Here is a 22,768-nt window from a genome sequence, read left to right on the forward strand (position 1 = left end):
GATGCCCTGGGACATGAGCCGCGAGATCCTACAGGGGCCCGGTATCGCGACGTGCTCGCGATACCGGGCCCCTTCGTATGTGTGGCCCCACTTCAGAGAAGGTGGTCCGCCTTGCCGGCCTTGATGTCGCGGATCAGGTTCCGCAGGGCCTCATGGGTGTCGGTGAGGAAACGGTCCTCCCGGCCGAGGACGGCGATGTAGCTGTTGCCGTTGTCGTCGGTGCCCAGGCGGAAGCAGTTGTTCCCCCCACCGCAGAACGCTTCTTCCCAGTTGATCTCTGTCATGCTGAACTCCCTCAGAGCTGGCGCGCGATGTTGTGGATGAAGTCCCGAGAGTCCTTGGGGGACAGCGCGGCCTCATCCATCCAGTCCAGATGGGCCTGGCATTTGTGCAGCTGGGCTTCGGAGTGCATGAACTCGGGCTGATGGGCTGAGTCGAGCTGCACCGTATCGAGCTGCGGTACGACGCCGTGGGCGTAAAGGAGCGCATGACCGGCGCCCGGGAAGGCGCCCCGTTCGACCGAGATAACCCGCAGGGTGATGTGGTCTCGCTCGGAAGCCTCAATCAGACGAACCAGCTGGTCGTGGGTTACCTTCCTGCCGCCGAACTGCATGCGCAAGGCGGCTTCATGGATGTAGCCCAAGTAGTCGAGCGGCTCATAGCGCTCGAAGACCTGCTGCCTTTGGATGCGGTGTGTCACGCGCAGCTCGACTTCCAGGCGGGACAGCGGCGGAAGGACCGCGCCGAATACTGCGCGAGCGTAGTCCTCCGTATGGAGGAGTCCGGGCAGGTGCACCGTTTGAGCGGTGCGGAGGCGGTCGGCATGCCACTCCAGCTCGGCGATGTCGAGCAGACCCTGGGGGAGCGTGCCTCGATACTCCTCCCACCAGCCGCGTTCGCGGTGAACGGCCATATCGGCCAGGGCGTCGACGTACGCCGTGTCCGCGCACTCATATCTTCTCTCCTGTGCAATGCGCTGTGCCCGGTCGACCCTCAGCCCGTGGACAACCCCCGCGAGGGTCTCGCACTCAGCCTCACCCTTCCCGGGGAGCCCCGTAGCGCCGGGATCGCCCGGAACGCCATCACGTCGGCGCTGCACGCCCATCGCCTGGACCCGTACGTCCTCCCGATCGCGCATGGTGTTACCGAACTCATCGCCATGACAGCGAGGTTGAGCCCGCGGGAGGATGTCTACCTATCCCTTCGGCACCGCGACGACGTCCTTCGACTCGTCGTCTGGGATCAGCACGCGCAGCACGCCGACCCCGATGCCGTAACCCTGTGCCATGCGCGACGTCGCAAGGTGCTGTGGCTGCTCAACGCGGTTGTGGACGATTGGGGCGGTGAATGGGGGATCTGCGATGCGCGCCCGCCGCACCGAGGGACCAAGTCCTGGGTCGTGCTGCCGCGCTGAGCGGCGAGCGTTCGCGGGCTGCACGCACGCAGAGAGCGGTGGACGATGTGACGGCACGACGTTCGCCGCGGACCGCAGGGACCAGGCCGCACCCCTGGGCGGTCCGGGGGGCTCATCGAGTCCGCGCTACTCCTCAAGTTCGATGATCGGCCGGTCGCTGACGACGGCCACCATGACGAGCGGGGCATCGCCGTCGCTGTGACCGACAGAGATGCCTACCCACCGGTCGACCCCGAGCTCGTCGCCCACCGGCACTGGCCCCCACACCGTCAGATCGCCGTAACTGTCGTTGTCGCACAGCGCCTGAAACAGGGGCGGCATAGGCTCGTCCGCCTGCTTCCGGAACAGCGGCAGATGCATGGCCACCTCCCGGTGGGTGCCCCACCGTCGGTGCAACTCCTGCACGAGAACAGCCAGATGTGCCTCGGCTGCCTCCACCGCCTCAGTCCATTCGGGGTCGTACACCCCTGTCAGGCTCTTGCCCTCCCAGAGCGGGATGATCAGAAAGCCTTCGCCCCTGGTCTCAGCCCACTCGCCATCCGGGACCGGCTCGTCCTCCCTGATCGTTGGCCCGGCCGCCGGTACGGGCTGGGCCAGCAGCGCCTCGATGTCCGAGACCACCCGGTCCGTATCGAAGACCTCGCCGGCCCGGGCACTCACAGCGCGGTCCTTTCCATGGGGCGGGGCAGCGGCTGCAGTGCTCCGGAGTCCCGCAGCCGCAGGTTGGCCTGAAGGACGGACTCAATGTTGCCGTACGGCGCGATCTCGAGGAGGATGCCGCCCACGCCGAGCTCCTTCCGGGGGGCCGTCATGCCGTCCGGCACCAAGGCCGCGCGCCCCGGAGACAGGTAGCCGACCCAGCCGACGGAAGGCTCGTCGGGGCCGAAGCCGCCTTCGTCCTCCAGAGCATCGAGCACGTCGTCGTTGCTCACATCACCGAAATCGGGCGCCCACACCTCGGCGAGGACGGTGAGCAGTTCGACGTCAGGGATCTCGGCGTCGTCCGGCGATTCGATGGCGATCATCATCGTCTGAAGCAGGAACTCCGAGGTGCCACCCCCTCGGCCCCTGAGTTCTGCGTTCCAGCCCGTCTCCCCTGCGGATGCGAGTGTCAGCCTGGTGCCGGTACGGTCCGTCCATCCGTCGGCCTCCCGAGTATCGCGCAAGACGCCGCGGAGCGATGCCTCGTCCGGCTGGAAGTTGATGAAAGGCTCGGATTCACGGATGTGCCGCCACGTTCCTACTTCGCCGGGCCCCGAAACGACTGTCGGGAGGAGCCCGGTGAGCCGTTCCAGCGTCAGCTTCCATCGACCGGCCAGCGTCTCGACCGACTCCTCCCGGGGCCCCCAGGCGCCCCGAACCACACGTCGCATGTCCTGCCTCCGTCGCCTCTCGTCCTCCGCCTGGACGCCGTCACAATGCCACGCTAGTCGAAGGCCTCGGGCTTCCTGGTGGCCTCGTTCGGCTTCTGCTTGGTATAGATGACCTTGATCGGCAGTCGCGCGTCCCGGAATGCCTTGCGAGTGGCCTTGGCCACGTCAGGGTCGGAGAAGTGCCACTCGACGGTACGCCCGCCCGCCGCGTCGACCTGCCGCTCCGCCTCGGCGACGAACTCTTCCTTCTTGGACTTGTGCAGCGTGCTCTTGTCAGGGGTCAGATGATCGGCGTAGCCGTTCTTGGCCTCAAGAAATGTCTGCCTGCCGGAGTCCCAGCCGTCGTACTCCACAGGCAGCTCACCTTCCTTGGGGTGGGGGACGACGTACTCCCTGCCGCGCACGGTGCCGGTGACCTGCTCCTGGTAGCGCATCCAGGAGTCGTTCCTCCAGTTGGGCGGGGGGTTGCGGTCCCGGCCGGCCCAATAGCCGTCGCCCTTGTCGGCCGAGCCCAGGGGCGGGTCGTTCAGGTCCTTGGCCCACGGCTGCGGGTTGTAATTGCGCGGGTCAGACGTGTCGTTGCGCTTGGGCGCGGGATGCGGCTTCTTCTTCGCCGCGGCCTTGGCCGCGCGGGCCGGCTCCTCGGCGCGCTTCTTTGCCACCCAGGCGGCCCTTTCCTGCTCGCGGGCCTCCTTTGCCTTGGCCTTGGCCGCTTCGTCGCAGCCCTCATCGGCGAGGATCACCCGGTCCGGGGGCCCTGCGGCGAGCACGCCGGTCCCAGAGCCGGCGACACCGTTGAACACCGGGCGTGGAGGAGGTCCGAAGGCAATGGAGCAGCCGGTCTTACGGGCCTTCTCCTCGGCCTCGTCCGCCGCGTCGTCGGCTTCCTTCGCCGCCTTGCGGGCGCCCTCGACGTCTCCGGCGTCGGCGGCCCTACGGGCACGGCTCGCGGCCTCGCCCGCGTCCGTGGCGGCTTCGGCCACTTCTGCGGCGATCTTGCCGATTTTGCCAAGCTTGCCGACCTTGCCGACGACCTTCGCAACGTTGTAGCCGGGGATGAAAAGGGAACCGACGTTCCAGGCGACGTCGGTGACGGCACGGGTCTTCTCGCCGTTGTTCCAGCGCTCGCGAACCTCGTCGCCGACGAAAATGTCGTCGCCGACCTTCACTACGGTGTTGAGCGAGGCGCCGCCCCAGTCGCCGAGAGCGCCGAGGTAGTCGCCCTTGTCCCACTTGTCGCCGGCGTCCTTGGAGTCCTCCGTCCACTGGTCGCCGAGCTGGCTGCCGTAGTCGGCGAGGCCGGACCAGGTTTCGGGCTTGAAGAGATCGACGATGCCGGTGAGGTCGCCCCAGATACCGTCGACGAAGACGCCCTTGACGACCTGCGTCGTGCGGTCCCAGGCGCAGCCGAAGAAGCCCCAGCCGCCGCAGTCCTCCTCGTCACCCTTGTCGCCTCCGTCACCGTCGTCCGACCCTTCGTCGTCCGTGTCGGAGGCGGGGACGTCGTACGCGGCTTCGGGCTCCTTGTGGGTCTCGGGGTAGGTGTCGCCTGCGCCGGCGGGGCCGCCAGTCGTGCCGTCGTCGGGCCCGCCGGTGGGGCCGCCGTCCGTCCCGCCCGTGGAGCCTCCGGTCCCGGTGGAGCCTCCTGTTCCGGTGGAGCCTCCTGTCCCGGTGGAGCCTCCTGTTCCGGTTGAACCTCCGGTCCCGGTGGAGCCTCCTGTTCCGGTGGAGCCTCCTGTTCCGGTTGAACCTCCCGTACCCGTAGAGCCTGCGTCCGAGCCGCCCGCGCCGGTGGAGCCATCGGTCTCTGCGTCGCCCGGATCGCCCGAGCCGTCCGTACCCGCGGAGTCCTCGCCGTCGCCGGCTTCCACGGTCGTGGCGCCGCCGTCGCCGCAGTCCGAGCCGCCGCCGATCCGGCACACCTGGGCGCCGATCTTGGACGTCAATTCCTGACCGATCCCGGTGGCGACAAGCCCACCGATGATCGCGACGACGACCAGCACCAGCCCGAGGTACTCCATCGCCGTCTGGCCCCGGTCGCGCCGCCAGGTGATCATGCGGGAGAGGGAGAAGCCGCGCCACGGCCTCGACTCCCGCTCCCGTCCCGGCAGCCGGAACCACTCGCGGCTCTCCGGCTGCAGGAGGAAGAGCAGGATCAGTGCCGGCAGGAAGAGCTCGGTGAAGCCATGCCCCGAACCGTCCCCGATGTTGGCGAGGCCGCCGATGAGCAGCCACACCTGTACGGCGATCAGGCTGATCCACACACCGGCGCCACCGTCCTGGATTCGCCGGCCGAGCACCCAGCCCACGACTCCCGGCGCGGCGGCGTACAGCACGAGGCCGAGAAGCAGGCCACCCATCGCATCCGCGGCGAGTGCGGAGCCGAACAGGCCGAGTCCGCCCAACACCGTTGCCCCGAAAAGGACATGCAGCAGCACCCGTACGACGCGGAGCTGGCGTGGCAGTTCCGCCCGCCCCCCGACCGGCGCCGGAACGGCGCCTCCGTAAGCAGGTATGCCACCGAACGCAGACATGTGTGACCCCAACCAGTCCTGGCAGTAGGTAAAGTGAAGATCGGTCAGACTATGGCCAGACCTTGTGCGATGTCGTGGGCCCCCGGACCCAACCCCAGGCCCAAGCGGTACGCGTAGTTACGTGACATGCGCGTTCCGGGGATGTCGTGCGGAGGGGGAAGCCCCTCGGGGCCGGGTATTTGAGCCCCACTTTGGGCCCAGGAGCCCACGACTTGTCGCTGCCGCGAGGCCTAGGCTCGGCGTATGTCACCAGCGGGGGTTGTGCGGCGTGTTCGCCGGCGGGTTCGTGTGTGGGTGCCTCGGACGGAGGCGCGGCTGGTCGGTCTGCGCCGGCGCGGGCGTGGGGACCGTGGTCAGGGTGCGTTGGAGTACCTGGGTCTGGCTCTGGTCGTGGTGGCGATCGTCGGTGCGCTGGTGGCGACGGGGATCGGTGCGGAGCTGACGCAGAAGATCGCTGCGCAGGTGTCGTGCATCGGTGGTGGCGAGTGCGGTGGCGGGGGTGACGACGCTCAGGCGGACGGCACTGGTGGCACACAGGGGAACCCCGCATCCGACAGTGGTGGCAGTAACGGCGACACCCCCAAGTCCCAGGAGCAGCTGGACTACGAGAAGGCTCTGAAGGAGCTCCAGGACGCTCAGGCGGCGGAGAAGTCGGACTCGGACAAGGCGAAGGAAGCCGCCAAGGAGCTCGGGAAGATCCTTGCCGAGGAGCTCGGTATCACCGATGCGCTCAAATGCATCACCGAGGGCGACATGGGCGCCTGTACCGAGACCCTGATCAACGTCCTCACCAGTCTGATCGGTGGCGCGGTGGGCAAGCTCGCGGCGAAGTACGGGGCGCCGTGGAAGTGGAAGAAGGCCGCCGAGCTCATCAAGAAGCTCAAGAAGCACGGCGGGGATCTCTACGACGGCATCACAGGCCTGATCAAGAACCGCAAGAAGGTCGCGGACGCCCAGAAGAAACTCGACGACGCCAAGAAGAAGTGGGACCCGGAGAAGCAGAAGAAACCGGACGAGAAGAAGCCCGACGACAAACCGACCAAGTGCGCGACGCCTCACAGCTTCCTGGCGGGCACTCCGGTGCTGCTGGCCGACGGCACCCGCATCCCCATCGAGACCGTACGCGTCGGTCAGTGGGTCACTGTCACCGACCCGGACAGTGGGCTGACCACGGCACGCCGCGTCACGGACACCATCACCACCCATGACGACAAGGACTTCACCCGCCTGACCGTCCGTACGGGCACGGGGGCGGCGGCACTCACCGCCACCGACACTCACCCCTTCTGGGTCGCGGGCCACGGCGGCCGCTGGGTGACGGCGGGGGACATCAGGACGGGCGCCGCCTTCCTGACCCCGTCGGGCGGAACGCTGCAGGTCACGGGCATCGTGCGCTATTCGCTCCGGCAGACGACCTTCGACCTCACCATTGAGGACATTCACACCTATTACGTCGGTGTGGGCGGGCAGAACGCACTGGTCCACAACAACGATCCTTGTGAGAACCCCGACTACGACGAAGATCCGAACTACGGCATCACGGACAAGGCGCACGAGAAGATCGACAAGGCGCACGGTACGAAAGTCGCCGACGGTGTGGACTACAACGTCAAGCGGATCAAGTCCAAGGACCAGCCGGTGCCCGGCGAGACCCCGGAGGAGGCGGCCAAGCGGATCAAGAACGCCGAGGACCACATCATTCCTGGGACGAACGGCGACCCGACGAAGATGGCGGAGTACTTCGCCAAGTTCAAGGACAAGCAGTTCAGCCACCACGACTCCCGGCCGCCGGACCCGTCGAAGCCGAACTCCCAGTCGGAGGCGCTCTACGATGAGGAAAAGGGCGTGGTGATCCTCAGGAACGGCACCATGATCCACGGGTACAAGTTGTCCAAGGAAGAGTTCGACCGGATCTACACGAAGGGACCGAAGCCCAGCTGATGGAGACCGAGGCAGTGATCCGGCGGGCCGAGGGGACCGGGGACGGGAGTGCCGGCGGGAGCTACGTGCTCGTGCTCCCGGACGATCAGTTCCATCTGCTCCGCCGGGCGGCCGTCGTGTTCGCCGCTCAGGAGCAGTCCCCGGCCGCCAGGGCACTCGTACTGGGGTCCTGGGACGTGAGCCTGGACGAACCGCTTCAGCTCACGCTTCCTTACGACGACGTCGTTCCCGGTCCGGTCACGCTGACCTTCGCGCAGCTCCACGCGCTCCACGCCGTCCTCACCACGCTGCCCACCTCCTCCGTCTGGACGGAGGAGGAGTTCGTCGGGAGGGTCGGGGACTTCAGGGAGACGCTCCTACGGCTGGCGAGCAGTCTGAGGTGGGGGATCACTGTGCGGACGGGCGAGGCGGGCGGATGAGGGCGCGGGTACCCGTTCGCCGTGCGGAAGGGGATGAGGGCTGGCTCGTGCGGCTGACCCCGTCCCAGCTCGACCTGCTGGGGAGGTCGGCCGGCGCGTTCGCCGAGTTGGTGCCGGACGAGGCCCAGCGGGTCTTCGTACTCGGGCCGGAGGGCGAATCGCTCGCGACGCTGTTCGCGGTCGAGCGCGATCCCGACCACTCCTCGGACGTGCGAGCGACGGACGGCCAATTGCGGTCCGTGCACGCACTGTTGGTCACGCTGCTGGCCCTGCTCCCGTCGGAGCGCGAGTGCGTGGAGAGAGTCGGGTACTTCCGGGCGAACGTGTCCGATGTGGCGCTGGGGCTCCGGCACGGGTACGCCAAGGCGGCTGTGGAACGGGGCTGAGGGGGGAGGGCGCCCGCGTGCGCCTGCCGATGGTGTCGGCTCCGGCAGCGCCCGCGGCCCCGCCGGGTCGTCACCCGCATGCCTTTCCGTCGTACTCGAGGGCCGTCCGGCCCCGGTCGCGCCGGTTCCTTCGCCCCGGGCCGGACGCCGGAAGGCCGCCGCCGTAAGGCATTTGAGACGTGCTTTGGGCGGGGCTCGCCCCCGTCCTGGTGCACAACAACGACTGGTGCACCGACGAGATGCGCCTTGAGGACGCCGACGACATCGCCGATTGGCACGCGGGCAGCAAGCACGCGGGGGACTTCCCCGGTATGTCGGTCGACGATCTCCGCAAACTCACCAAGGACGTGATCCAGAATCCCTCGCGGACCAAGGACCTGGGCAGCGGTCGGAAGGCGTTCCTCGGCAAGGACGGCACGACCATCGTGATCCACGACCCCATGCATCCTGACGGCGGGACGATCTTCCGGCGGGACCCGGGCTCGCTCGAAGAATATTGGGAAGGACTGAACTGATGGCGGGACGAGACGTGCCGGCGAGTGAACTCCTCGCCGAGGACGAGATCGCACTGCTTCGGCGGGCGCTCCTGGAGTGGGGAGGGCCTGCCCGGTGCAGCGATCAGCTCGCCGTCGGCATGGGATTCGCGTCCATGCAGGATCTGCTCGAGCAGTGCCGCAGGCTGCGGGCCGCACTCGCCGACGACGTCGCGCTTGCCCCGGTGGACTGGGCGCGCACTCTCCTGGCTACGGAGATCGTCTTCGTCAGCGACCTCGCGGGCACCGGCTTCGAGTGGCGGACGACCACGGGGCTTGACGACGAACGGACCATCAGGACGCTGCGGTCGATCCAGCGGAAGCTGGCCAGGACCGTGAGGCCCTACTACGGGCAGACCCCGACTGAATGACGGGGATTGGTACGGCGCCCGGCTTTGCCCCGCCCGACCTTGCTCCGTCCGAGAGGCGCGGCAGGTCCGTGGGTGTCGGATGCCGCTGGCTCCGCCACGCCGAACGGCCGAGCCGCGGAGTCCGCGCAGAAGGCCAGGGACGAAGCCAAGCGCGGCGACCTCGACCAGGCCCTGAAGCACGCCAACGAGGCACAGTGGCACGCCGACCACGCCCGCCGCATTGCCAACAGGGATCAGAAGAAGCAGTGCAAGAGGACTTCACGGAGCGGTGGACCGCGCGGATCGCGGCGTGGCTCGCCGAGGACGTCTTCGACTGGCTGGTCGATCACTCCGCCGGGACGCTGGAGGCGGCCGCCCCGTGGGCGGCCGATCTGGCGGAGTCGTACGTGCGGCGGGGTTTCGCGGCGGGCAGCGCCGTACGTCTGCTGTGGGCCGTGGACGAACTGCCGTGCAGCCGTGAGTCGCTGGACAGGATTGCTGCCGACGAGTCCGTGCCGCCCGAGATCCGGGAACAGGCACGGCGGTAGACGCTCACACCCAGCCCCGCATCGCCACGAACCCGTACAGCAGCCCCAGCGCGAGCACCCCCAGCCCCACCGCGAACGCGGCCGGCACCAGCAGCGGACCCCAGGCTCCGGGGCCGGCCACCGTCGCCCGCTTGTCCGGGGCCGCCGGGTCGTACGAGACGCGGATCGGGGCGCCGACCTCGAAGCCGAAGGGGCCCGGCGCCGAGTCGGTGAACTCGACGTCGCGGCCGTCGCGGGTGCGGAAGGCGAAGACGTACTCGGTGGCGTAACGGTGCTCCATGCCCGGGCCGCGGTCGACCATGCGGCGCTCGGCGCACCGCCCCTCGGCATGCTCGCCGCGCCGCACGAGCCACAGGACGCGGCCCAGCCGAAGAGCGGAGCGGATCGCGAAAGCCCCGAAGAGGACGCCGAGCAGCAGCAGAAACGTGGCGCTGCCACCGGGAAGGATCTGCATCGCTGCCTGCCTTACGTCACTGGCGTGGGCTACTTGACGGTGATCGACTCCACGAACGTATCGAGTTCGTCCTCGCTCAGGGCATCCTTCACCGCGTTGATCCGTACGAGGAAGGGGACCCCCTTCGAATCGACCCCCGCCACCATGACACCCGTCATGCGCGTCCCCTGCTCCGGGGTCCGCTCCTCGCCGCTCGACGTGAACTCGTAGTTGATGCGGCGTGCCTGCCGCGCGCTCTCCTCGCCGTTCAGCCGGACGTCGCTGGTGTCCTTGCGCGTGGCTCCGATGCCGATCACCGCGCCCGCCGCGGATGCGGCCTCCGCCGCGTCGTCCACGCCCGTGGCGAAGTTCAGCTGCACGGACACCATGCCGGTGCGCAGTCCGCCCTCCTCCTTGAGCGCGACCGCGGCGTTGTGCTTGCTGCGCTCGGCGGCGGGCTGCTCCTTGTAGCCCTCCCCGGCCGGGTAGCCGACGGACAGGCTCTTGGTGTCGAGCGTGTCCCAGCCGTCAGGGAGTGCTGCGGCATCGGCGCCGCCACCGCAGCCGGTCAGCAGGGCCAGGGAGAGGGCGGCAGCCGTTGCGCCACTGAGCGCTCGGAAGTTCTTCATCATCCTTACGTCCTTACTTCGCGCAGTAGCTGTACGGCAGGTAGGAGCGCTTGTCGCCCTGCGGGGCGCCGAGGAACTGGGCGTCCGTCAGTGTCTCCTCCTTGTGCTCGTCCGAGATGGAGAACCCGAGGCTCATGCCCAGTGAGACCTCGAAACCGAACTCCTGGGCGTCCGTCTCGCCGTGGTAGTTCATCGTGCTCGACAGGCCGTCATGGAACATCATCTGCTCGAAGGGGTCGTTCCCCTCGGGCTTCTGCTGAAGCGACTTGTCGCCGAACATGTACTCGAACGGGGCGGTGTTGTTCCCGGAGCCGTCGAGCCACTGCTCGGCGATGGCCCTCTTGTCCTCGGTCGGCTGGTCGCTCTCCTTGCCGAAGACGATGGAGTTCGTCTGGACCTCGATGCCGGTCGGCCCGGAGGAGTCGTTGACGCTGCCCTTGCCGCCCCGCTTCTCGTCCTTCTTCTTTCCGTTGTCGTGACCGACCTCGGTCTTGTCGGAGGTCTGCGTGCCCTCGAACGTCTTCGTCATGTCGATACGGACCAGTTTGCCGGTCTTCTGGTCGCGCGTGACCGTGATGGCGCCGGTGTACGAGTCCTTCGCCCCGGCCGTGCCGCCGAGCGGGCCTGCCTCGCCGCTGACCTTGCCCTCGATCTCCAGCTTGGCGGTGTACGTGTAGGACTCGTTTCCGTTGACGTCGTCCTTGGTGATCGTCACGTCGGGCGAGAACTTGGCCTTGCCGCCCAGTTTGGCGCCCAGCTTGGTGTCGTCGCCCGCCTTGATGCCGAGCCCGCCGTCCGCCTGCACGTAGGCGCCGATCGTCGAGTACGAGATCTTCTTGTCGCCGATCTGCTTCTCGATCGCTTCCTTCTTCTCGCCCCACTTGTTGGCGGCGTACCAGTTGCCGCCGCCGTACCCACCGCTGTGCGTCATCGAGGTCTCCCACATCTTCATTTCCTCGATGTCGTCACGCATCTTCTTGGCGTCCTCCTCGCTCTTGAAGACCCAGGTGTCGCCGTTCGTCACCTTGATGCCGGCGCCGAGGTCCACATCGGCCTTGCCGAGCTTGCCGAGCTTGATGCCGGGGGTGGAGCCGTTGACACCCGCGGACGCGGCGTCGGTGAAGGTGAGGTAGACGAGCTTGTCGTTGCCGTCGACCTTGCCGTCCTCGTTCACGTCGGTGTTCGCCTGGGCGACCTTCTGCTGGAAGCCGTACTCCTCGCCCCACTCGAACCAGCCGATCTTCACCTTGCCACCCGCAGTGTCGGACACGTTGGAGACCTGGCACAGCTTCGGCTCGTAGTCCGCGTCGGTCTTGGGCTTCGCGGTGCCGTCCGGGCCGGTGGCGCAGTTGCCCCCGCCGGAGCCCGTGAGGGAGGTGATGGCGCATCGGATACGGTCACCGATGCCGCCGCCGATACCCGCCGCGGAGATCGCGAGGACCAGGGCGACGACCACGACGATCACGCCGAGGTACTCGAAGGCGGTCGCGCCGCTGTCCCGCCAGGTGTACGGATATGCAGGGGTACGGTCGTCCGCACTGCGCCCTTCCAGCAGCCGGTCGAACGCCAGGCCCGTGGCGGTGCCGGTGGCGAAGGCCACGACTGGCATGAAGATGCCCTCCGCCGAGAGCAGGTCCCAGGACACGGCGTAGCCGTAGACGAGGCCGGCGACGGGCACGGTGAGGGTCGCGGGGAGCCGAGTGGCGAGGGAGTCGCGCTGAGGTTCGGGCAGAACGCGGGCGGCGGCAAGCGCGGTCAGTGTGACGGTGAGGATGCTGGGGACATGCAGCAGCGCGAGCCGCCAGCCGAAGACTTCTAGCCGTTCGGAGGTGGCGAGGGGCTCCAGGAGAGCCTTGGCGAAGAGCAGCCCGCTGGCGAAGTACACGATGATCGCCGCTGCCCAGCTGCGTATCAGCGCGAAGAACGGACCTGAGCCGCCGGGGCCGTGCCGCCCCGGGGGGTTGTACCCGCTGCGTCCGTATCCGCTGCCCCACGTCCCGCCACCGCTCACGGCCGTACCTCTCTCGTCTCCGAAGCCGGTGCTGCATCCGGCTGCATCCGCGCTGCCTGCTCGCGGCGCGAGCGTACGAGCGCGCGGCCCCGGTTACGTGGGTCCCAGGCCCCAATCTCGGGCCCAACCGGACGGGGGCAGGCAACTGTGCTGGTTGGCCGGGTGCTCTGGGACCGGCTCTGGGTCCTGGGGCCCATGACGGCTGGTGTCGTGGGTGGTTAGCGTCGCGCATATGTCACCACTGGGGGTAGTAAGGCGAGTTCGCCGACAGGTTCGTTTGAGGGTGCCTCGGACGGAGGCGCGGCTGCTCGGGCTGCGTCGGCGGCGTCGGGGGCGGGATCGTGGCCAGGGTGCGTTGGAGTACCTGGGTCTGGTTCTGGTCGTGGTGGCGATCGTCGGTGCGCTGGTGGGGACCGGGATCGGTGCGGAGCTGACCCAGAAGATCGCGGCGCAGGTGTCATGTATCGGCGGTGGCGAGTGCGGGGGCGATGATGCCCAGGCCGATGGCACCGGTGGCACACAGAGTGATCCCGCGTCGGACGACGGCGGCGACGCTGACGCGCCGAAGTCGCAGGAGCAGATCGACTACGAGAAGGCGCTGAAGGAGCTCCAGGACGCCCAGGCAGCGGAGAAGTCGGATTCCGACAAGGCGAAGGAAGCCGCCAAGGAGCTTGCCAAGATCCTTGCCGAGGAGCTCGGCATCAAGGATGCCTTCGACTGCATCACCAAGGGCGACATGGGCGCCTGTACCGAGACCCTCATCAACATCCTCACCAGTCTGATCGGTGGCGCGGTGGGCAAGCTCGCGGCGAAGTACGGCGCGCCGTGGAAATGGAAGAAGGCTGCCGAGCTCATCAAGAAGCTCAAGAAGCACGGCGGTGACCTCTACGACGGCATCAAGGGCCTGATCAAGAACCGCAAGAAGGTCCAGGAGGCCGAGAAGAAACTCGCCGACGCGAAGAAGAAGCTCGATGCCGAGAAGAAGGACCCACCCAAGAAGAAGGACTCCTGCCCCACTCACAGCTTCCTGCCCGGCACGCCGGTTCTGCTTGCGGACGGGACCAGGATCCCGATCGAGACGGTACGCATCGGCGACCGGGTGCTGGCCACCGATCCCGAGCGAGGGCGTACCGAAGCCCGAGTGGTCACGGACACCATCTCGACCGCGGACGACAAGCAGTTCACCCGCCTCACGGTGAGCCAGGGCGGGCGCGCGACGACGCTGACCGCCACGGACACCCACCCCTTCTGGGTGGTCGGCGAAGAGCGCTGGGTCGACGCCGGTGACATCGATGTGGGCGATGAGTTGCGCAGCTCCACCGGGCGCTCGCTGTCTGTCATCGGGATCAGCCGCTATCTGAAGCAGCAGCGCACGCACGACCTCACTGTCGAATCCATCCATACGTATTACGTAGGAGCCGGCAGTACGGGCGTCCTCGTCCATAACCAGGACCCGACGGAGTGCGAGAAGAAGAAGAAGCGCGAAGAGCAAGAACACAAGCGCATGAAGAAGCGCATCCAGAAGATCATCGATGATGCGAAGTCCGGCAAGTTCAAGAAGAAGGTCGACAAGAACCCCAAGTACAGCTATCACGGGCGCCTGACCGACGAGAAGGTCCTGGACATCCTCTCCAACCCCGAAGGGATCTACATCTCCCAGGGGACGGAAGGGCGGATCATCTTCTACAAGGACGGCAACGTTGTGTTCCTGGACGGCAAGGGCGCCACGATCGGACAGGCTGTCACCGCCTACGGCAAGGATGGTCCGCGAGGCTCGTCCGGCGCCGAGATCTTCGGAGGCAAGGCCAGCGACCCGGGCATTCCGATCACGGCTGAAATGATCGAGCAGGGCAAGATGCGTACCAAGAACGGTTACGCGGCTCGCGCGATCAAGTTCATCATGTAAGGCAGGGGACCGAAAAATGCGCACGGTTGCGTTGGGCGAGGCCGAGTTCTGGATCGAGGAGGGGCTTACCCTCCCCCAACTGCCTCACCTTGCCCCGCTTTCGCTGGATGTCGGCCCGACCCGTGATCCGGAGGAGCACGAGTTGCATGTCGCCCGTACCTTCGGTTGCGGGGACTGGCGACTGTCGGGCGAGGAGGAGCTGCGCTTCTCCACAGACGATTTGCGCCTGGTCAGTGCGTGGTTGAGCATCCCGGCGACCTCGCAGACGGATGAGGCGAAGCACGTGCCGGCGCGGTGGGCGGACAGGTCGGCCGTCAAGGGGCAGCTCGTGGCGAAGGCGGCCGACCCGTTCCGACTTCCGCAGACGGTCTCCCGACACTGCAGCATCGAGGACGACATGCTGGTGTGCCAGGTCGCTGAGGGGAGCGCCGAGGGGGAACTGTTGGGCGTCGAAGTCGCCGACGGGCTGGAGCTGCTCTTCACCGATGGCCTTTACGCGGGCTGGCTGCTCCGTGCGCCGGAGACGGCGCTGGGTCGGGAGCCGTCTCGTACGGGCGGTGGTACACCGCGGGATCCCGAGCTGATGGGCTGGCTCGCGCAGTTCTACGTTCTGACGGACGACGAGGTCATCGCCCGGATCGAACTGGACGAGGACCGGGAGGCGCTCGCGGCGATGCGGGGCCTCCGAGACCGGATCCGGGTGGGCGACGGTGGCAACGACGGCCGTGGCACCGGCCTCCATGGCGGCCGCGAGGTGCTCCGCTCCTATCTGACCACGTGGGTGGAGTCGCTTGAGGAATTGATCGATTGACGACTCGACCTGCCTGTTGGGCAGTGCTCTCGAGCCTTCCTGCACAACCGCCCGGACTGGACTGCTGATGACGACGCCGGATGTGCAGCTGGTGCAGGACCTCGTCGCCCGGATCCCCGAGTACGAGGATCTGTACGAGTCACACGTGTTCAACGAGGACGGCGTCCTCCCGCATGTGTTCTTCTGGGACGTCGTGCAGGAGGTCGTGCGGTCGTATCTCGGCGAGGACCCCGAGGCGCCGGACTGGCGCCGCACCCTCGACTTCCTGGAGGAGCACAGCGCTCGCGGGGTGCCGGAGATCGACGCGGTCATCGTGACGTCGTTCCTCGACGACCTGCCCTACCCGGGGCGGCCCGGGCACGACATCGTCCAGCACCTCGGCCCGGTCCTGGCGGCCAAGTTCGCGAAGATCCGGCCCTCGGGCTGAATGACCGTAGCCGCCGCAATTGTCGCTCATCGTGCTCCGCACTTTCCTGACCGTGCACCGGCCGGAGCCGGATGCGATGGTGGCGGCCCTGGCCGAGGCCGCCGGGGTCGAGCCGTCGCAGGTCGACGCGGCCCATGTGGACGCGGACCGCCCTGCGGCTGCCGTCCATGGTGGCCCCAACGCTCATGGCGCCGGTCGCCGTGGCGTCGGCCCGCCCGGCGCCGGACGTGCCCCCTACCCTGCGTCCCATGGACAAGGTGGCCCAGCGCGCCCTGGAGGACCTGCTCACCCGTGACCTGGACGCCGTGGTCGGCCCGCCGCCCGAAGTGGCGCGCCCCGGCGATGCGGTACGGGCCTGGCGACTTCCGGCCGGTGACATCGACGCGCTCGTACGGTGGGGGCTGCCCGTGACCCATCCGGTCGGGGCAGCCACCCACAGCCCGACCGCCGACTTCCAGGACGCCGCCGATCCGGCCCTCACCCTCGCCGACGGCGCCCGCGCGTACCGCCTGGCCAGCAGCTGGCTGCGCGACTACGGGGCGATCGCGAAGGCGGGTGGTGTCTTCGGCGTACCGCGGCCCGGCAACACCACCGGCGGGCTGGTGAACACCTCCGTCACCGCGTACGTCGAGACCGTCTGGCGCTGGACCCGGTTCTGCGACCTCGTCGACCCGCTGGAGGAAAGCGAGGAGTACGAGACCTTCCACTGGTGCCTGGACCGCTTCGCCGCCTGGGCGGTGGCCCGGGACCCGGAGGCGAAGTCGCGCTCGGCGACAGGAACCAGCTGGTGGGAGGACCTGGCCCTGAGCTGACCCGGCCCATGGCAGGCGGCGTCGGAGCGCGAGGAGTGCGCGGTCCCGCGCCGCGGCACGGACATAATCGAGCGCATGTCCACAGATCAGGAACTCCGTCCGCGCCGCGCCGCGCCCGCGCTCCTCGGCTACGCGGCCGTACGGCTGACCGGCATGGTGATCCTCGCGGTGGGCGCGGCCCTGGCCGGGACGGACGGGCTGAAGCGGCTCAAAGGGCGCTGGGATGCGGTCTGGTATATCCGGATCGCGGAGAACGGGTACGGCTACGAGGTCCGGCTCCCCGACGGCAGCCTCCACTCCGACCTCGCCTTCTTTCCCCTTCTGCCGGCGCTGGAACGCGGAGTCTCGGAGGTCGTGCCGGGCGTGGACGCCGCGACCGCCGGGCTGGTCGTCGCCTGGGTCGCCGCCTTCGCGGCCGCGTGGGGGATCTACGCCGTCGGGGCGCATGTGGCCGGGCGCCGTGCCGGGGCGCTGCTGGCGGTGCTGTGGGGGGTGTACCCGACCGCGTTCGTGCAGTCGATGGCGTACACGGAGACGCTGTTCACCGCTCTCGCCGCCTGGTCGTTGTACGCGGTGCTGACGGGGCGCTGGATCGCCGCCGGGGCGCTGTGCGCGCTCGCCGGGCTGACCCGGCCGTCGGCCGCGGCGCTCGTCGCGGCCATCGGGATCACCGCACTCGTGAGCCTCGTCCGGGAGGGCTTTGGGGTGCTGACCTGGCGGATGGCCATGGGGGTCGTGCTGGCGCCGCTGGGCTGGCTGGGTTACGTGGTCTTCGTGGCCGTACGCGAAGGCAGCCCGACCGCGTACTTCGAGGTCCAGGCCGCCTGGGGCAACAACATCGACGGCGGCGTCGCCCTCGCCCGGTTCGTCGGTGAGCAGCTGACGGGACCGACCCCGCTCGCCGGGATCGGGCTGATCGCCGCGCTCGGGCTGCTCGGCTGGGTGGTGTGGCTGTGCGTGCGGCAGCGGCAGCCGTTGCCCCTGCTCGTGTACGGGATCGGCATCGTGGTCGTCTCGCTGATCGGGGCCGCGTACTTCGGCTCCCGGCCGCGTCTGATCATGCCGGCGTTCCCGCTTCTGCTGCCCGCCGCGGTGGCGCTGGCGCGGCTGCGGCAGCGAACGGTCGTGGTGGTCGTGGCGCTGCTCGCCGTCGCCTCGGGCGCGTACGGGGCGTTCACGCTGCTCGGATCGGGGCCGCCGTAATGGGCCCGTGGGCCCATGTGCCGCCCGGGGCCCCGTTGTTAGCGTGCTGCTCACACACACGAAGCGAGATGGGAACGGCATGGGGACGCGGATCGCGGGTACGGCACGACGCATCGTGATGACCGCGGCGGCCGCCGCGCTGACAGCCGGACTGGCCACCGGATGCGAGGGCGACGACAAGGCCGAGGGCGACGCGAAGAAGCCTGTCAAGGAGTCCGCGTCCGTGACACCCTCGGAGGCCCCTCCGTCGAACGGCGTGCCGCCCGAGGCGTCCGACGCGCCCGTGCCGCCCGCCTCCGAGCAGCCGAGCACCGGCAAGACCCTCACCAAGGCGGAGCTGACGCAGGCGGCCCTCGTGACCGGCGACGTACCGAACTACGTGGTCACACCGATGCAGGGCGGCGAGGAGCCCGGCACCGAGAAGGCGGACAAGCCGGACTGCCAGCCGCTGGCGGCCGTCATCAACGGCGCCCCCGAACCCGCCGCGAGCGCCACCTTGTACCGCACGGTCGTGGACAAGAGGGAAGAGGGCAACGAGAGGCAGACGGTCGTCACCGTGATCCTCACCTCCCACACGGCCGGTTCGGCGGACGCCGTCCTGAAGTCGGTGGGTACCGCCGTCGAGGCGTGTGCCGAGGGCTTCACCACGCACGGCGGTGACGGCGGCGCCTCGACCTACTCCGAGGTGAAGAAGCTGCCCACGCAAAAGGTGGGCGACGACGCGATCGCCTACCAGGTGACGGGCGCCATGGACGGCAGCAAGATGCCGCTTGTGTTCCACGTCGTACGCCGGGGGGCGACGGTCGCGACCTTCTACACCGCCAACTTCATCGACGCGCAGACGCCTGAGATCCCGGTGGCCCTGGTGCAGAAGCAGTCCGCGAAGTTGCCTTAGCGCGAACGGCTCAGGGCGTCTCGATCGCGAGCTGTACGCCCGGTCGCACGCCCCATCCCGCCATCGCCCCCGCCTCCGCCTCCAGCACATGGCGGGAACGGAGGCGCAGCATGCCCAGCCGCCCCGGCTTCATGGTCCGTACGTCGATGACGCGCAACTGCTTGTCCAGGTAGGCCACATCGATGGCGAAGCGCATCCGGAAGGTGTGCACGCTGTTGCACGGGGTCAGCATGATCGCGCCGTCGATGCCGTCCCGGCCCAGCAGGCCTCGGGTGCGTGCCCGGTACGAGGCGGCTATCACCAGATCCACCGGATGGTCGTGGCCCGGGACTCTCAACTCGCCCTTGCCGTCATGCCAGATGCCCATGGGGGTAGACCGTAGCGGCAGTCGTGCGGTTATGGGCCCAGGACCACGGGGGAGTGGGTCCCTGGGCCCATGACCGTGGCGCGGGGCGGTTCTAGGGTCGAGCGCGTGGAGAACGGGTACGTCGTCGCGCTGACCGTCATCGCCGCCGCCTGGGGGGCCGGGGCGGGGGCGCTCGTGCCGCGTGCCGCGTACCGGCTGTCCGTGGAGCCCGAGGAGGAGTGGCGGGACGCGTGCCCCGCGGCGCATCCGATCACCGGGCCCGCGCGGGGCTGGCTGGGGCCGGCTCGGTGCGCGAGCTGCGCGGTGGCCGCTCCGGCTCCGGCTACCGCCCCGGCTCCGGCGCCCGCACCCGTGCCGTCGGCGGGTCAGGCTTTGGACGCGGCTGAAGACGCCGCGCCTGAAGACGCCGCACCGGAAGACGTCGCACCGGAAGCCGGCACGCCGGAAGCCGCCACGACGGAGGACACCGCTCTCGAGCGCGAGCCCGTGCCGTACCGGCCCTCGCTCCTCGTCCCGGCCCTCACCGCACTCGTCTGCGCCGCGCTCACGGCGGCCGCCGGGGCCCGGCCCGAAGCCGCCGTTTGGGCGCTGCTCGCGCCCGTCGCCGTACTGCTCGCGCTCATCGACCGCAACGTCCACCGGCTGCCGGACCATCTGACCCTGCCGCTGGCGGGCGCGGCCGCCGTGCTGCTCGGGGGCGCCGCGCTGCTGCCCGGTGCCGCCGGATCGTGGCCGACGGCCCTGCTCGGCGGGCTCGTGCTCGGCGCCGCGTACCTGCTGCTCTTCCTCATCAACCCCAATGGCATGGGCTTCGGCGACGTGAAGCTGGCCCTCTCGCTCGGGGTTGCGCTCGGCTGGTACGGCTGGGGTGTCCTGTTCGTGGGGGCCTTCGCGGGATTCCTGCTGGGGGCGGCATACGGGCTCGGGCTGGTCGTGCTCCGCAAGGCCGGGCGCAAGTCGGCGATCCCGTTCGGGCCGTTCATGATCTCGGGGGCGCTGATCGGGCTGCTGCTGGGAGCGCTCGCGGCCTAGTGCCGCCTGTGCGCCCATGCGTACAAGACGCCGCGTACGTGCCGCGCGCAGACTCGTGCCATGGACACCGAGGCCATGGAGTCCAAGCCCGTCAACCTCACCGAGGCGCTCGCCTCCTTCGACGACGTCCACAGCCCGCGCATCGTGGCCCGTATGAACGACTACGACGTCCGCATCGCGTACACCGCAGGGGAGCACGTCTGGCACGTCCATGAGGACACCGACGAGTTCTTCCTCGTCCTCGACGGCCGCTTCGACATCGCGCTGCGCAACGCCGCCGACGGTACGGAGACGACGGTCGAGCTCCACAAGGTCGACACCTTCGTCGTGCCGAAGGGCACCGAGCACAAGCCCTCGTCGCCCGGTGGTCCGATCCTGATGTTCGAGCCGTCCGGGACCAGGACGACAGGTGACCGCCACGAGGGGGAGATCCCCGGTCATGTGGACAGCACGATGGGGCACGCCCTCTAGCATTCGGGCGTATGCGGACATTCATTGACAGAGTGACGGTGCCCGGTGCGCATACGGGCACAGCCCCGGCCCCCGTCGCACGGCCGCCCGTCGGCCGTTCCGCCGCCCTCCTCCTCCCGTGGGGATGGGCGGCGGGGCTGTTCCTTCTCTACGCGACCGTCGCTGTGCGCCGCCACCTGCTGCTCCGCACCACCGGCTACGACCTCGGCATCTTCGAGCAGGCCGTGCGCGCCTACGCGCAACTCCGTGCCCCCGTCGTCCCGTTGCGCGGCGAGGGCTTCAACCTCCTCGGCGACCACTTCCACCCCCTCATCGCCGTCCTCGCCCCGCTCTACCGGCTCTGGCCGTCCCCGTTCTGTCTGCTCGTCGCCCAGTCCGCGCTGCTCGCCGTCGCCGTCGTGCCGCTCGCCCGCTGGGCCGCCCGGGCGCTCGGGCGGCGCGCGGCGCATGTCGTCTCATTCGGGTACGGGGCGAGCTGGGGCATCGCGTCGGCCTCGGCCTTCGACTTCCACGAGGTGGCCCTGGCCGTACCACTGCTCGCGTACGCGCTCGAGGCGCTCGGGCGGCAGCGGTGGGGGCGGGCGGTGGCCTGGGCCGCGCCGCTGCTGCTGGTGAAGGAGGACCTGGGGCTGACGCTGGCCGCGGTCGGGGCGTACATCGCCTGGAAGGGCGGGTGGCAGGCCGAGGGCGGATGGCGGGCCGGCGCCGGGAAGAGGGCGGGCGGACTCGGCGTCGCGACCGCCGTGGCCGGGCTGGTCGGCAGCGCGATCGAGATCAAGCTGATGCTTCCGGCGTTCAACCCCGGCGGGGGGTACGCGCACGGCGGCAACCTCGCCGACGGGCACGGTTCGCTCCTCGCCACCGTCGCCTTCGCCCCGCTGGACGCGCTCCGGCCCGACATCAAGGCGATGACCCTGATCCTCGTCTTCGCGCCGGGCGCGCTCGTCGCACTGCGTTCGCCGCTCTCGCTGCTGGCCGTGCCGACGCTGGCCTGGCGGATGCTGTCCGAGAACGCCTTCCACTGGGGCACCGCCTTCCACTACAGCGCCGTCCTCATGCCGATCGTCTTCGCCGGCCTCGTCGACGCCCTCACCCGCTACAGGGCGTCCGGCCACCCCCTCGCGGCCCGCCACGTCCGCGCCTCGCTTCTGACCGTCATCGCCGTGACCGTGGTCATGCTCCCCTCCTTCCCTCTCGCCCAGCTGGCCCAGCGCGCCACATGGCGCACGACCCCGCACGTCGAGGCCGCACGCTCGCTGCTCCAGCGCATCCCGGACGGGGCGACGGTCGCCGCGTCCAACCGGCTCGCGCCGCAGCTCACTTCGCGCTGCGAGGTCGTGATCTTCCCGACCTGGCCGGTCGAGGGACAGCTGTACGAGTACGACAGGAAGCGGCTGCCCCCGCCGACGGCGGAGTGGATCGTCCACGACCGCCGGGCGCCCGAGGCCTGGCCGTACAGGACGGGGCACTGGCCCTACCCGCCGGAGCAGCAGCTCGCGGAGCTGGACGCGGCGAAGCGCTCGTACGGCTACGAGGTCGTCGCCGAGCGCGACGGCATCACCCTGCTCCGGCGGACGGCCGACGCGACCGGGTGACCGCATGACCGCGTGACCGCCTGGGGCGGGCCGGCCCCGACCCTGGGGGCGTGCCCGGTGCCGCCCGGTGGGGCGGCGGGGCGCAGGGGGCCGGACCGGCGCAGTCGGGGACGGGATGCGGGGCGGAGCCCTCATTCGGGAAGGGGCGCGGCGGGGAGAAGGCCCCCCGCAGGCGTCGCGCCCCTGACTGTCGCCATGTGGAGTACTGTCGAACAGGTAAGTGCCACAATTGTCATGGCGAGCCGAGGAGTTGGTCGACGGTGGCCAAGGGAAAGATCTCCTACAGCTGCGGTCTCGACGCAGCGGTCGACGTCGTCGGCGGAAAATGGAAGCCGATGATCCTCTGGGCCCTGCACGACGGGACCCACCGCTTCGGCGAGCTGAAGCGGCTGGTGCCCGGGGTGAGCGAGAAGATGCTGATCCAGCAGCTCCGCGAGCTGGAGGCGGACGGGGTCGTGCACCGGGAGGTGTACCGGGAGGTGCCGCCGAGGGTCGAGTACTCGCTCACCGATCTCGGGCAGGCGCTCAACACCGCGCTGCTGCCGCTGGGCCAGTGGGGTGAGGACTTCATGGACCGGATTCTGGCCAATAAAGCCCGCGCCGGGGACCAGGCCGCCTGATCCGCGTCCGCCGCCCGATCCGCGTCCGCTCGCCCGGCCGGGTGGCGTCAACCGTGTG

At 69.2% G+C, this 22,768-nt stretch carries 26 protein-coding genes; 17 read left to right on the forward strand and 9 right to left on the reverse strand.

The window, feature by feature from the left end:
• Positions 1 to 92: 92 nt before the first annotated feature.
• Positions 93 to 284 (reverse strand): hypothetical protein, encoded by a 192-nt coding sequence (locus tag ABT078_RS10805; RefSeq protein ID WP_351226094.1) that lies wholly within the window; start codon positions 282 to 284, stop codon positions 93 to 95.
• Between the two features lie 11 nt (positions 285 to 295).
• Positions 296 to 913 (reverse strand): DUF5753 domain-containing protein, encoded by a 618-nt coding sequence (locus tag ABT078_RS10810; protein ID WP_351226096.1) that lies wholly within the window; start codon positions 911 to 913, stop codon positions 296 to 298.
• Between the two features lie 87 nt (positions 914 to 1,000).
• Here ABT078_RS10810 and ABT078_RS10815 point away from each other — a divergent pair, with 87 nt between their 5' ends.
• Positions 1,001 to 1,414, forward strand: a complete 414-nt coding sequence (locus tag ABT078_RS10815; RefSeq protein WP_351226098.1) for an ATP-binding protein — start codon at positions 1,001 to 1,003, stop codon at positions 1,412 to 1,414.
• 126 nt (positions 1,415 to 1,540) lie between these two features.
• On the opposite strand, the gene ABT078_RS10820 is transcribed toward ABT078_RS10815, so the two are convergent.
• Genes ABT078_RS10820 through ABT078_RS10830 form a run of 3 tightly spaced genes read right to left on the reverse strand, consistent with a single transcriptional unit; the run spans position 1,541 to position 5,321 of the window.
• Complete coding sequence (locus tag ABT078_RS10820; RefSeq protein WP_351226100.1) at positions 1,541 to 2,074, reverse strand: hypothetical protein; 534 nt, start codon at positions 2,072 to 2,074, stop codon at positions 1,541 to 1,543.
• A complete protein-coding gene (locus tag ABT078_RS10825) occupies positions 2,071 to 2,787 on the reverse strand; it encodes a hypothetical protein (RefSeq protein WP_351226102.1) in 717 nt (238 codons plus the stop codon). Before ABT078_RS10825 ends, ABT078_RS10820 begins: the two co-directional genes overlap by 4 nt.
• A gap of 53 nt (positions 2,788 to 2,840) precedes the next feature.
• Positions 2,841 to 5,321: a Tox-REase-5 domain-containing protein gene (locus ABT078_RS10830; protein WP_351226104.1), complete on the reverse strand. Its 2,481-nt coding sequence runs from the start codon at positions 5,319 to 5,321 to the stop codon at positions 2,841 to 2,843.
• A gap of 294 nt (positions 5,322 to 5,615) precedes the next feature.
• On the opposite strand from ABT078_RS10830, the gene ABT078_RS10835 reads away from it, so the two are divergent.
• The 6 genes from ABT078_RS10835 (at position 5,616) to ABT078_RS10860 (ending at position 9,498) form a co-directional block, all read left to right on the forward strand.
• Positions 5,616 to 7,262: a Hint domain-containing protein gene (locus ABT078_RS10835; RefSeq protein ID WP_351226106.1), complete on the forward strand. Its 1,647-nt coding sequence runs from the start codon at positions 5,616 to 5,618 to the stop codon at positions 7,260 to 7,262.
• On the forward strand, positions 7,262 to 7,681 hold the full coding sequence (locus tag ABT078_RS10840) for a hypothetical protein (protein ID WP_351226108.1): 420 nt from the start codon (positions 7,262 to 7,264) through the stop codon (positions 7,679 to 7,681). Before ABT078_RS10835 ends, ABT078_RS10840 begins: the two co-directional genes overlap by 1 nt.
• Positions 7,682 to 7,728: 47 nt before the next feature.
• Positions 7,729 to 8,067: a hypothetical protein gene (locus tag ABT078_RS10845; RefSeq protein WP_351226110.1), complete on the forward strand. Its 339-nt coding sequence runs from the start codon at positions 7,729 to 7,731 to the stop codon at positions 8,065 to 8,067.
• 179 nt (positions 8,068 to 8,246) lie between these two features.
• Complete coding sequence (locus ABT078_RS10850; protein WP_351226112.1) at positions 8,247 to 8,582, forward strand: hypothetical protein; 336 nt, start codon at positions 8,247 to 8,249, stop codon at positions 8,580 to 8,582.
• Positions 8,582 to 8,971 (forward strand): hypothetical protein, encoded by a 390-nt coding sequence (locus ABT078_RS10855; RefSeq protein ID WP_351226114.1) that lies wholly within the window; start codon positions 8,582 to 8,584, stop codon positions 8,969 to 8,971. The genes ABT078_RS10850 and ABT078_RS10855 overlap by 1 nt, the downstream gene beginning before the upstream one ends.
• A 245-nt stretch (positions 8,972 to 9,216) precedes the next feature.
• Positions 9,217 to 9,498 (forward strand): YaeP family protein, encoded by a 282-nt coding sequence (locus ABT078_RS10860; RefSeq protein WP_351226116.1) that lies wholly within the window; start codon positions 9,217 to 9,219, stop codon positions 9,496 to 9,498.
• 4 nt (positions 9,499 to 9,502) lie between these two features.
• On the opposite strand, the gene ABT078_RS10865 is transcribed toward ABT078_RS10860, so the two are convergent.
• Genes ABT078_RS10865 through ABT078_RS10875 form a run of 3 tightly spaced genes read right to left on the reverse strand, consistent with a single transcriptional unit; the run spans position 9,503 to position 12,571 of the window.
• On the reverse strand, positions 9,503 to 9,952 hold the full coding sequence (locus ABT078_RS10865) for a DUF3592 domain-containing protein (RefSeq protein ID WP_351226118.1): 450 nt from the start codon (positions 9,950 to 9,952) through the stop codon (positions 9,503 to 9,505).
• A gap of 29 nt (positions 9,953 to 9,981) precedes the next feature.
• Positions 9,982 to 10,563 carry a hypothetical protein gene (locus tag ABT078_RS10870; RefSeq protein ID WP_502981200.1) on the reverse strand — a complete coding sequence of 194 codons (582 nt, stop codon included), beginning with the start codon at positions 10,561 to 10,563 and terminating at the stop codon, positions 9,982 to 9,984.
• Positions 10,564 to 10,573: 10 nt separating this feature from the next.
• Complete coding sequence (locus ABT078_RS10875; RefSeq protein ID WP_351226120.1) at positions 10,574 to 12,571, reverse strand: hypothetical protein; 1,998 nt, start codon at positions 12,569 to 12,571, stop codon at positions 10,574 to 10,576.
• Positions 12,572 to 12,803: 232 nt separating this feature from the next.
• Between ABT078_RS10875 and ABT078_RS10880 the strand changes: the two genes are divergently transcribed.
• From ABT078_RS10880 to ABT078_RS10905, 6 genes are all read left to right on the forward strand, one after another.
• Entirely contained in the window at positions 12,804 to 14,477 is a 1,674-nt protein-coding gene (locus tag ABT078_RS10880) for a polymorphic toxin-type HINT domain-containing protein (protein ID WP_351226122.1), read from the forward strand.
• A gap of 31 nt (positions 14,478 to 14,508) precedes the next feature.
• Positions 14,509 to 15,288, forward strand: coding sequence for a hypothetical protein (locus ABT078_RS10885; RefSeq protein WP_351226124.1), 780 nt, complete (start codon positions 14,509 to 14,511; stop codon positions 15,286 to 15,288).
• Positions 15,289 to 15,355: 67 nt separating this feature from the next.
• On the forward strand, positions 15,356 to 15,715 hold the full coding sequence (locus ABT078_RS10890) for a DUF7674 family protein (protein ID WP_351226126.1): 360 nt from the start codon (positions 15,356 to 15,358) through the stop codon (positions 15,713 to 15,715).
• A 248-nt stretch (positions 15,716 to 15,963) separates the two neighbouring features.
• On the forward strand, positions 15,964 to 16,527 hold the full coding sequence (locus tag ABT078_RS10895; protein ID WP_351226128.1) for an SUKH-4 family immunity protein: 564 nt from the start codon (positions 15,964 to 15,966) through the stop codon (positions 16,525 to 16,527).
• Positions 16,528 to 16,602: 75 nt separating this feature from the next.
• Complete coding sequence (locus tag ABT078_RS10900; protein ID WP_351226130.1) at positions 16,603 to 17,730, forward strand: mannosyltransferase family protein; 1,128 nt, start codon at positions 16,603 to 16,605, stop codon at positions 17,728 to 17,730.
• Positions 17,731 to 17,809: 79 nt separating this feature from the next.
• Positions 17,810 to 18,625 (forward strand): hypothetical protein, encoded by an 816-nt coding sequence (locus ABT078_RS10905; protein WP_351226132.1) that lies wholly within the window; start codon positions 17,810 to 17,812, stop codon positions 18,623 to 18,625.
• Positions 18,626 to 18,635: 10 nt separating this feature from the next.
• Here the strand turns inward: ABT078_RS10905 and ABT078_RS10910 are convergent, their stop codons facing one another.
• Positions 18,636 to 18,992, reverse strand: coding sequence for a DUF192 domain-containing protein (locus tag ABT078_RS10910; RefSeq protein ID WP_351226134.1), 357 nt, complete (start codon positions 18,990 to 18,992; stop codon positions 18,636 to 18,638).
• Between the two features lie 105 nt (positions 18,993 to 19,097).
• On the opposite strand from ABT078_RS10910, the gene ABT078_RS10915 reads away from it, so the two are divergent.
• From ABT078_RS10915 to ABT078_RS10930, 4 genes are all read left to right on the forward strand, one after another.
• The gene (locus ABT078_RS10915) at positions 19,098 to 20,024 is read left to right on the forward strand and encodes a prepilin peptidase (protein ID WP_351226136.1); all 927 of its coding nucleotides are present in this window, start codon (positions 19,098 to 19,100) and stop codon (positions 20,022 to 20,024) included.
• Positions 20,025 to 20,099: 75 nt separating this feature from the next.
• Positions 20,100 to 20,495 carry a cupin domain-containing protein gene (locus ABT078_RS10920; RefSeq protein WP_351226415.1) on the forward strand — a complete coding sequence of 132 codons (396 nt, stop codon included), beginning with the start codon at positions 20,100 to 20,102 and terminating at the stop codon, positions 20,493 to 20,495.
• Between the two features lie 11 nt (positions 20,496 to 20,506).
• Positions 20,507 to 22,090, forward strand: coding sequence for a DUF2079 domain-containing protein (locus ABT078_RS10925; RefSeq protein ID WP_351226138.1), 1,584 nt, complete (start codon positions 20,507 to 20,509; stop codon positions 22,088 to 22,090).
• A 260-nt stretch (positions 22,091 to 22,350) separates the two neighbouring features.
• A complete protein-coding gene (locus ABT078_RS10930) occupies positions 22,351 to 22,710 on the forward strand; it encodes a winged helix-turn-helix transcriptional regulator (RefSeq protein WP_351226140.1) in 360 nt (119 codons plus the stop codon).
• Positions 22,711 to 22,768: the final 58 nt, after the last annotated feature.

The sequence above is a fragment of the Streptomyces sp. NPDC002133 genome (assembly GCF_040296405.1).
Taxonomy (GTDB): domain Bacteria; phylum Actinomycetota; class Actinomycetes; order Streptomycetales; family Streptomycetaceae; genus Streptomyces.

What these genes read in the sequence shown, in the direction of transcription:
- ABT078_RS10830 (WP_351226104.1), bottom strand. Translation starts at nt 5,321, where the DNA reads ATGTCTGCGTTCGGTGGCATACCTGCTTACGGAGGCGCCGTTCCGGCG.
- ABT078_RS10865 (WP_351226118.1), bottom strand. Translation starts at nt 9,952, where the DNA reads ATGCAGATCCTTCCCGGTGGCAGCGCCACGTTTCTGCTGCTGCTCGGC.
- ABT078_RS10920 (WP_351226415.1), top strand. Translation starts at nt 20,100, where the DNA reads ATGGAGTCCAAGCCCGTCAACCTCACCGAGGCGCTCGCCTCCTTCGAC.
- ABT078_RS10925 (WP_351226138.1), top strand. Translation starts at nt 20,507, where the DNA reads ATGCGGACATTCATTGACAGAGTGACGGTGCCCGGTGCGCATACGGGC.
- ABT078_RS10905 (WP_351226132.1), top strand. Translation starts at nt 17,810, where the DNA reads ATGGGGACGCGGATCGCGGGTACGGCACGACGCATCGTGATGACCGCG.
- ABT078_RS10805 (WP_351226094.1), bottom strand. Translation starts at nt 284, where the DNA reads ATGACAGAGATCAACTGGGAAGAAGCGTTCTGCGGTGGGGGGAACAAC.
- ABT078_RS10825 (WP_351226102.1), bottom strand. Translation starts at nt 2,787, where the DNA reads ATGCGACGTGTGGTTCGGGGCGCCTGGGGGCCCCGGGAGGAGTCGGTC.
- ABT078_RS10870 (WP_502981200.1), bottom strand. Translation starts at nt 10,563, where the DNA reads ATGATGAAGAACTTCCGAGCGCTCAGTGGCGCAACGGCTGCCGCCCTC.
- ABT078_RS10910 (WP_351226134.1), bottom strand. Translation starts at nt 18,992, where the DNA reads ATGGGCATCTGGCATGACGGCAAGGGCGAGTTGAGAGTCCCGGGCCAC.
- ABT078_RS10855 (WP_351226114.1), top strand. Translation starts at nt 8,582, where the DNA reads ATGGCGGGACGAGACGTGCCGGCGAGTGAACTCCTCGCCGAGGACGAG.
- ABT078_RS10890 (WP_351226126.1), top strand. Translation starts at nt 15,356, where the DNA reads ATGACGACGCCGGATGTGCAGCTGGTGCAGGACCTCGTCGCCCGGATC.
- ABT078_RS10880 (WP_351226122.1), top strand. Translation starts at nt 12,804, where the DNA reads ATGTCACCACTGGGGGTAGTAAGGCGAGTTCGCCGACAGGTTCGTTTG.
- ABT078_RS10810 (WP_351226096.1), bottom strand. Translation starts at nt 913, where the DNA reads ATGGCCGTTCACCGCGAACGCGGCTGGTGGGAGGAGTATCGAGGCACG.
- ABT078_RS10900 (WP_351226130.1), top strand. Translation starts at nt 16,603, where the DNA reads ATGTCCACAGATCAGGAACTCCGTCCGCGCCGCGCCGCGCCCGCGCTC.
- ABT078_RS10895 (WP_351226128.1), top strand. Translation starts at nt 15,964, where the DNA reads ATGGACAAGGTGGCCCAGCGCGCCCTGGAGGACCTGCTCACCCGTGAC.
- ABT078_RS10840 (WP_351226108.1), top strand. Translation starts at nt 7,262, where the DNA reads ATGGAGACCGAGGCAGTGATCCGGCGGGCCGAGGGGACCGGGGACGGG.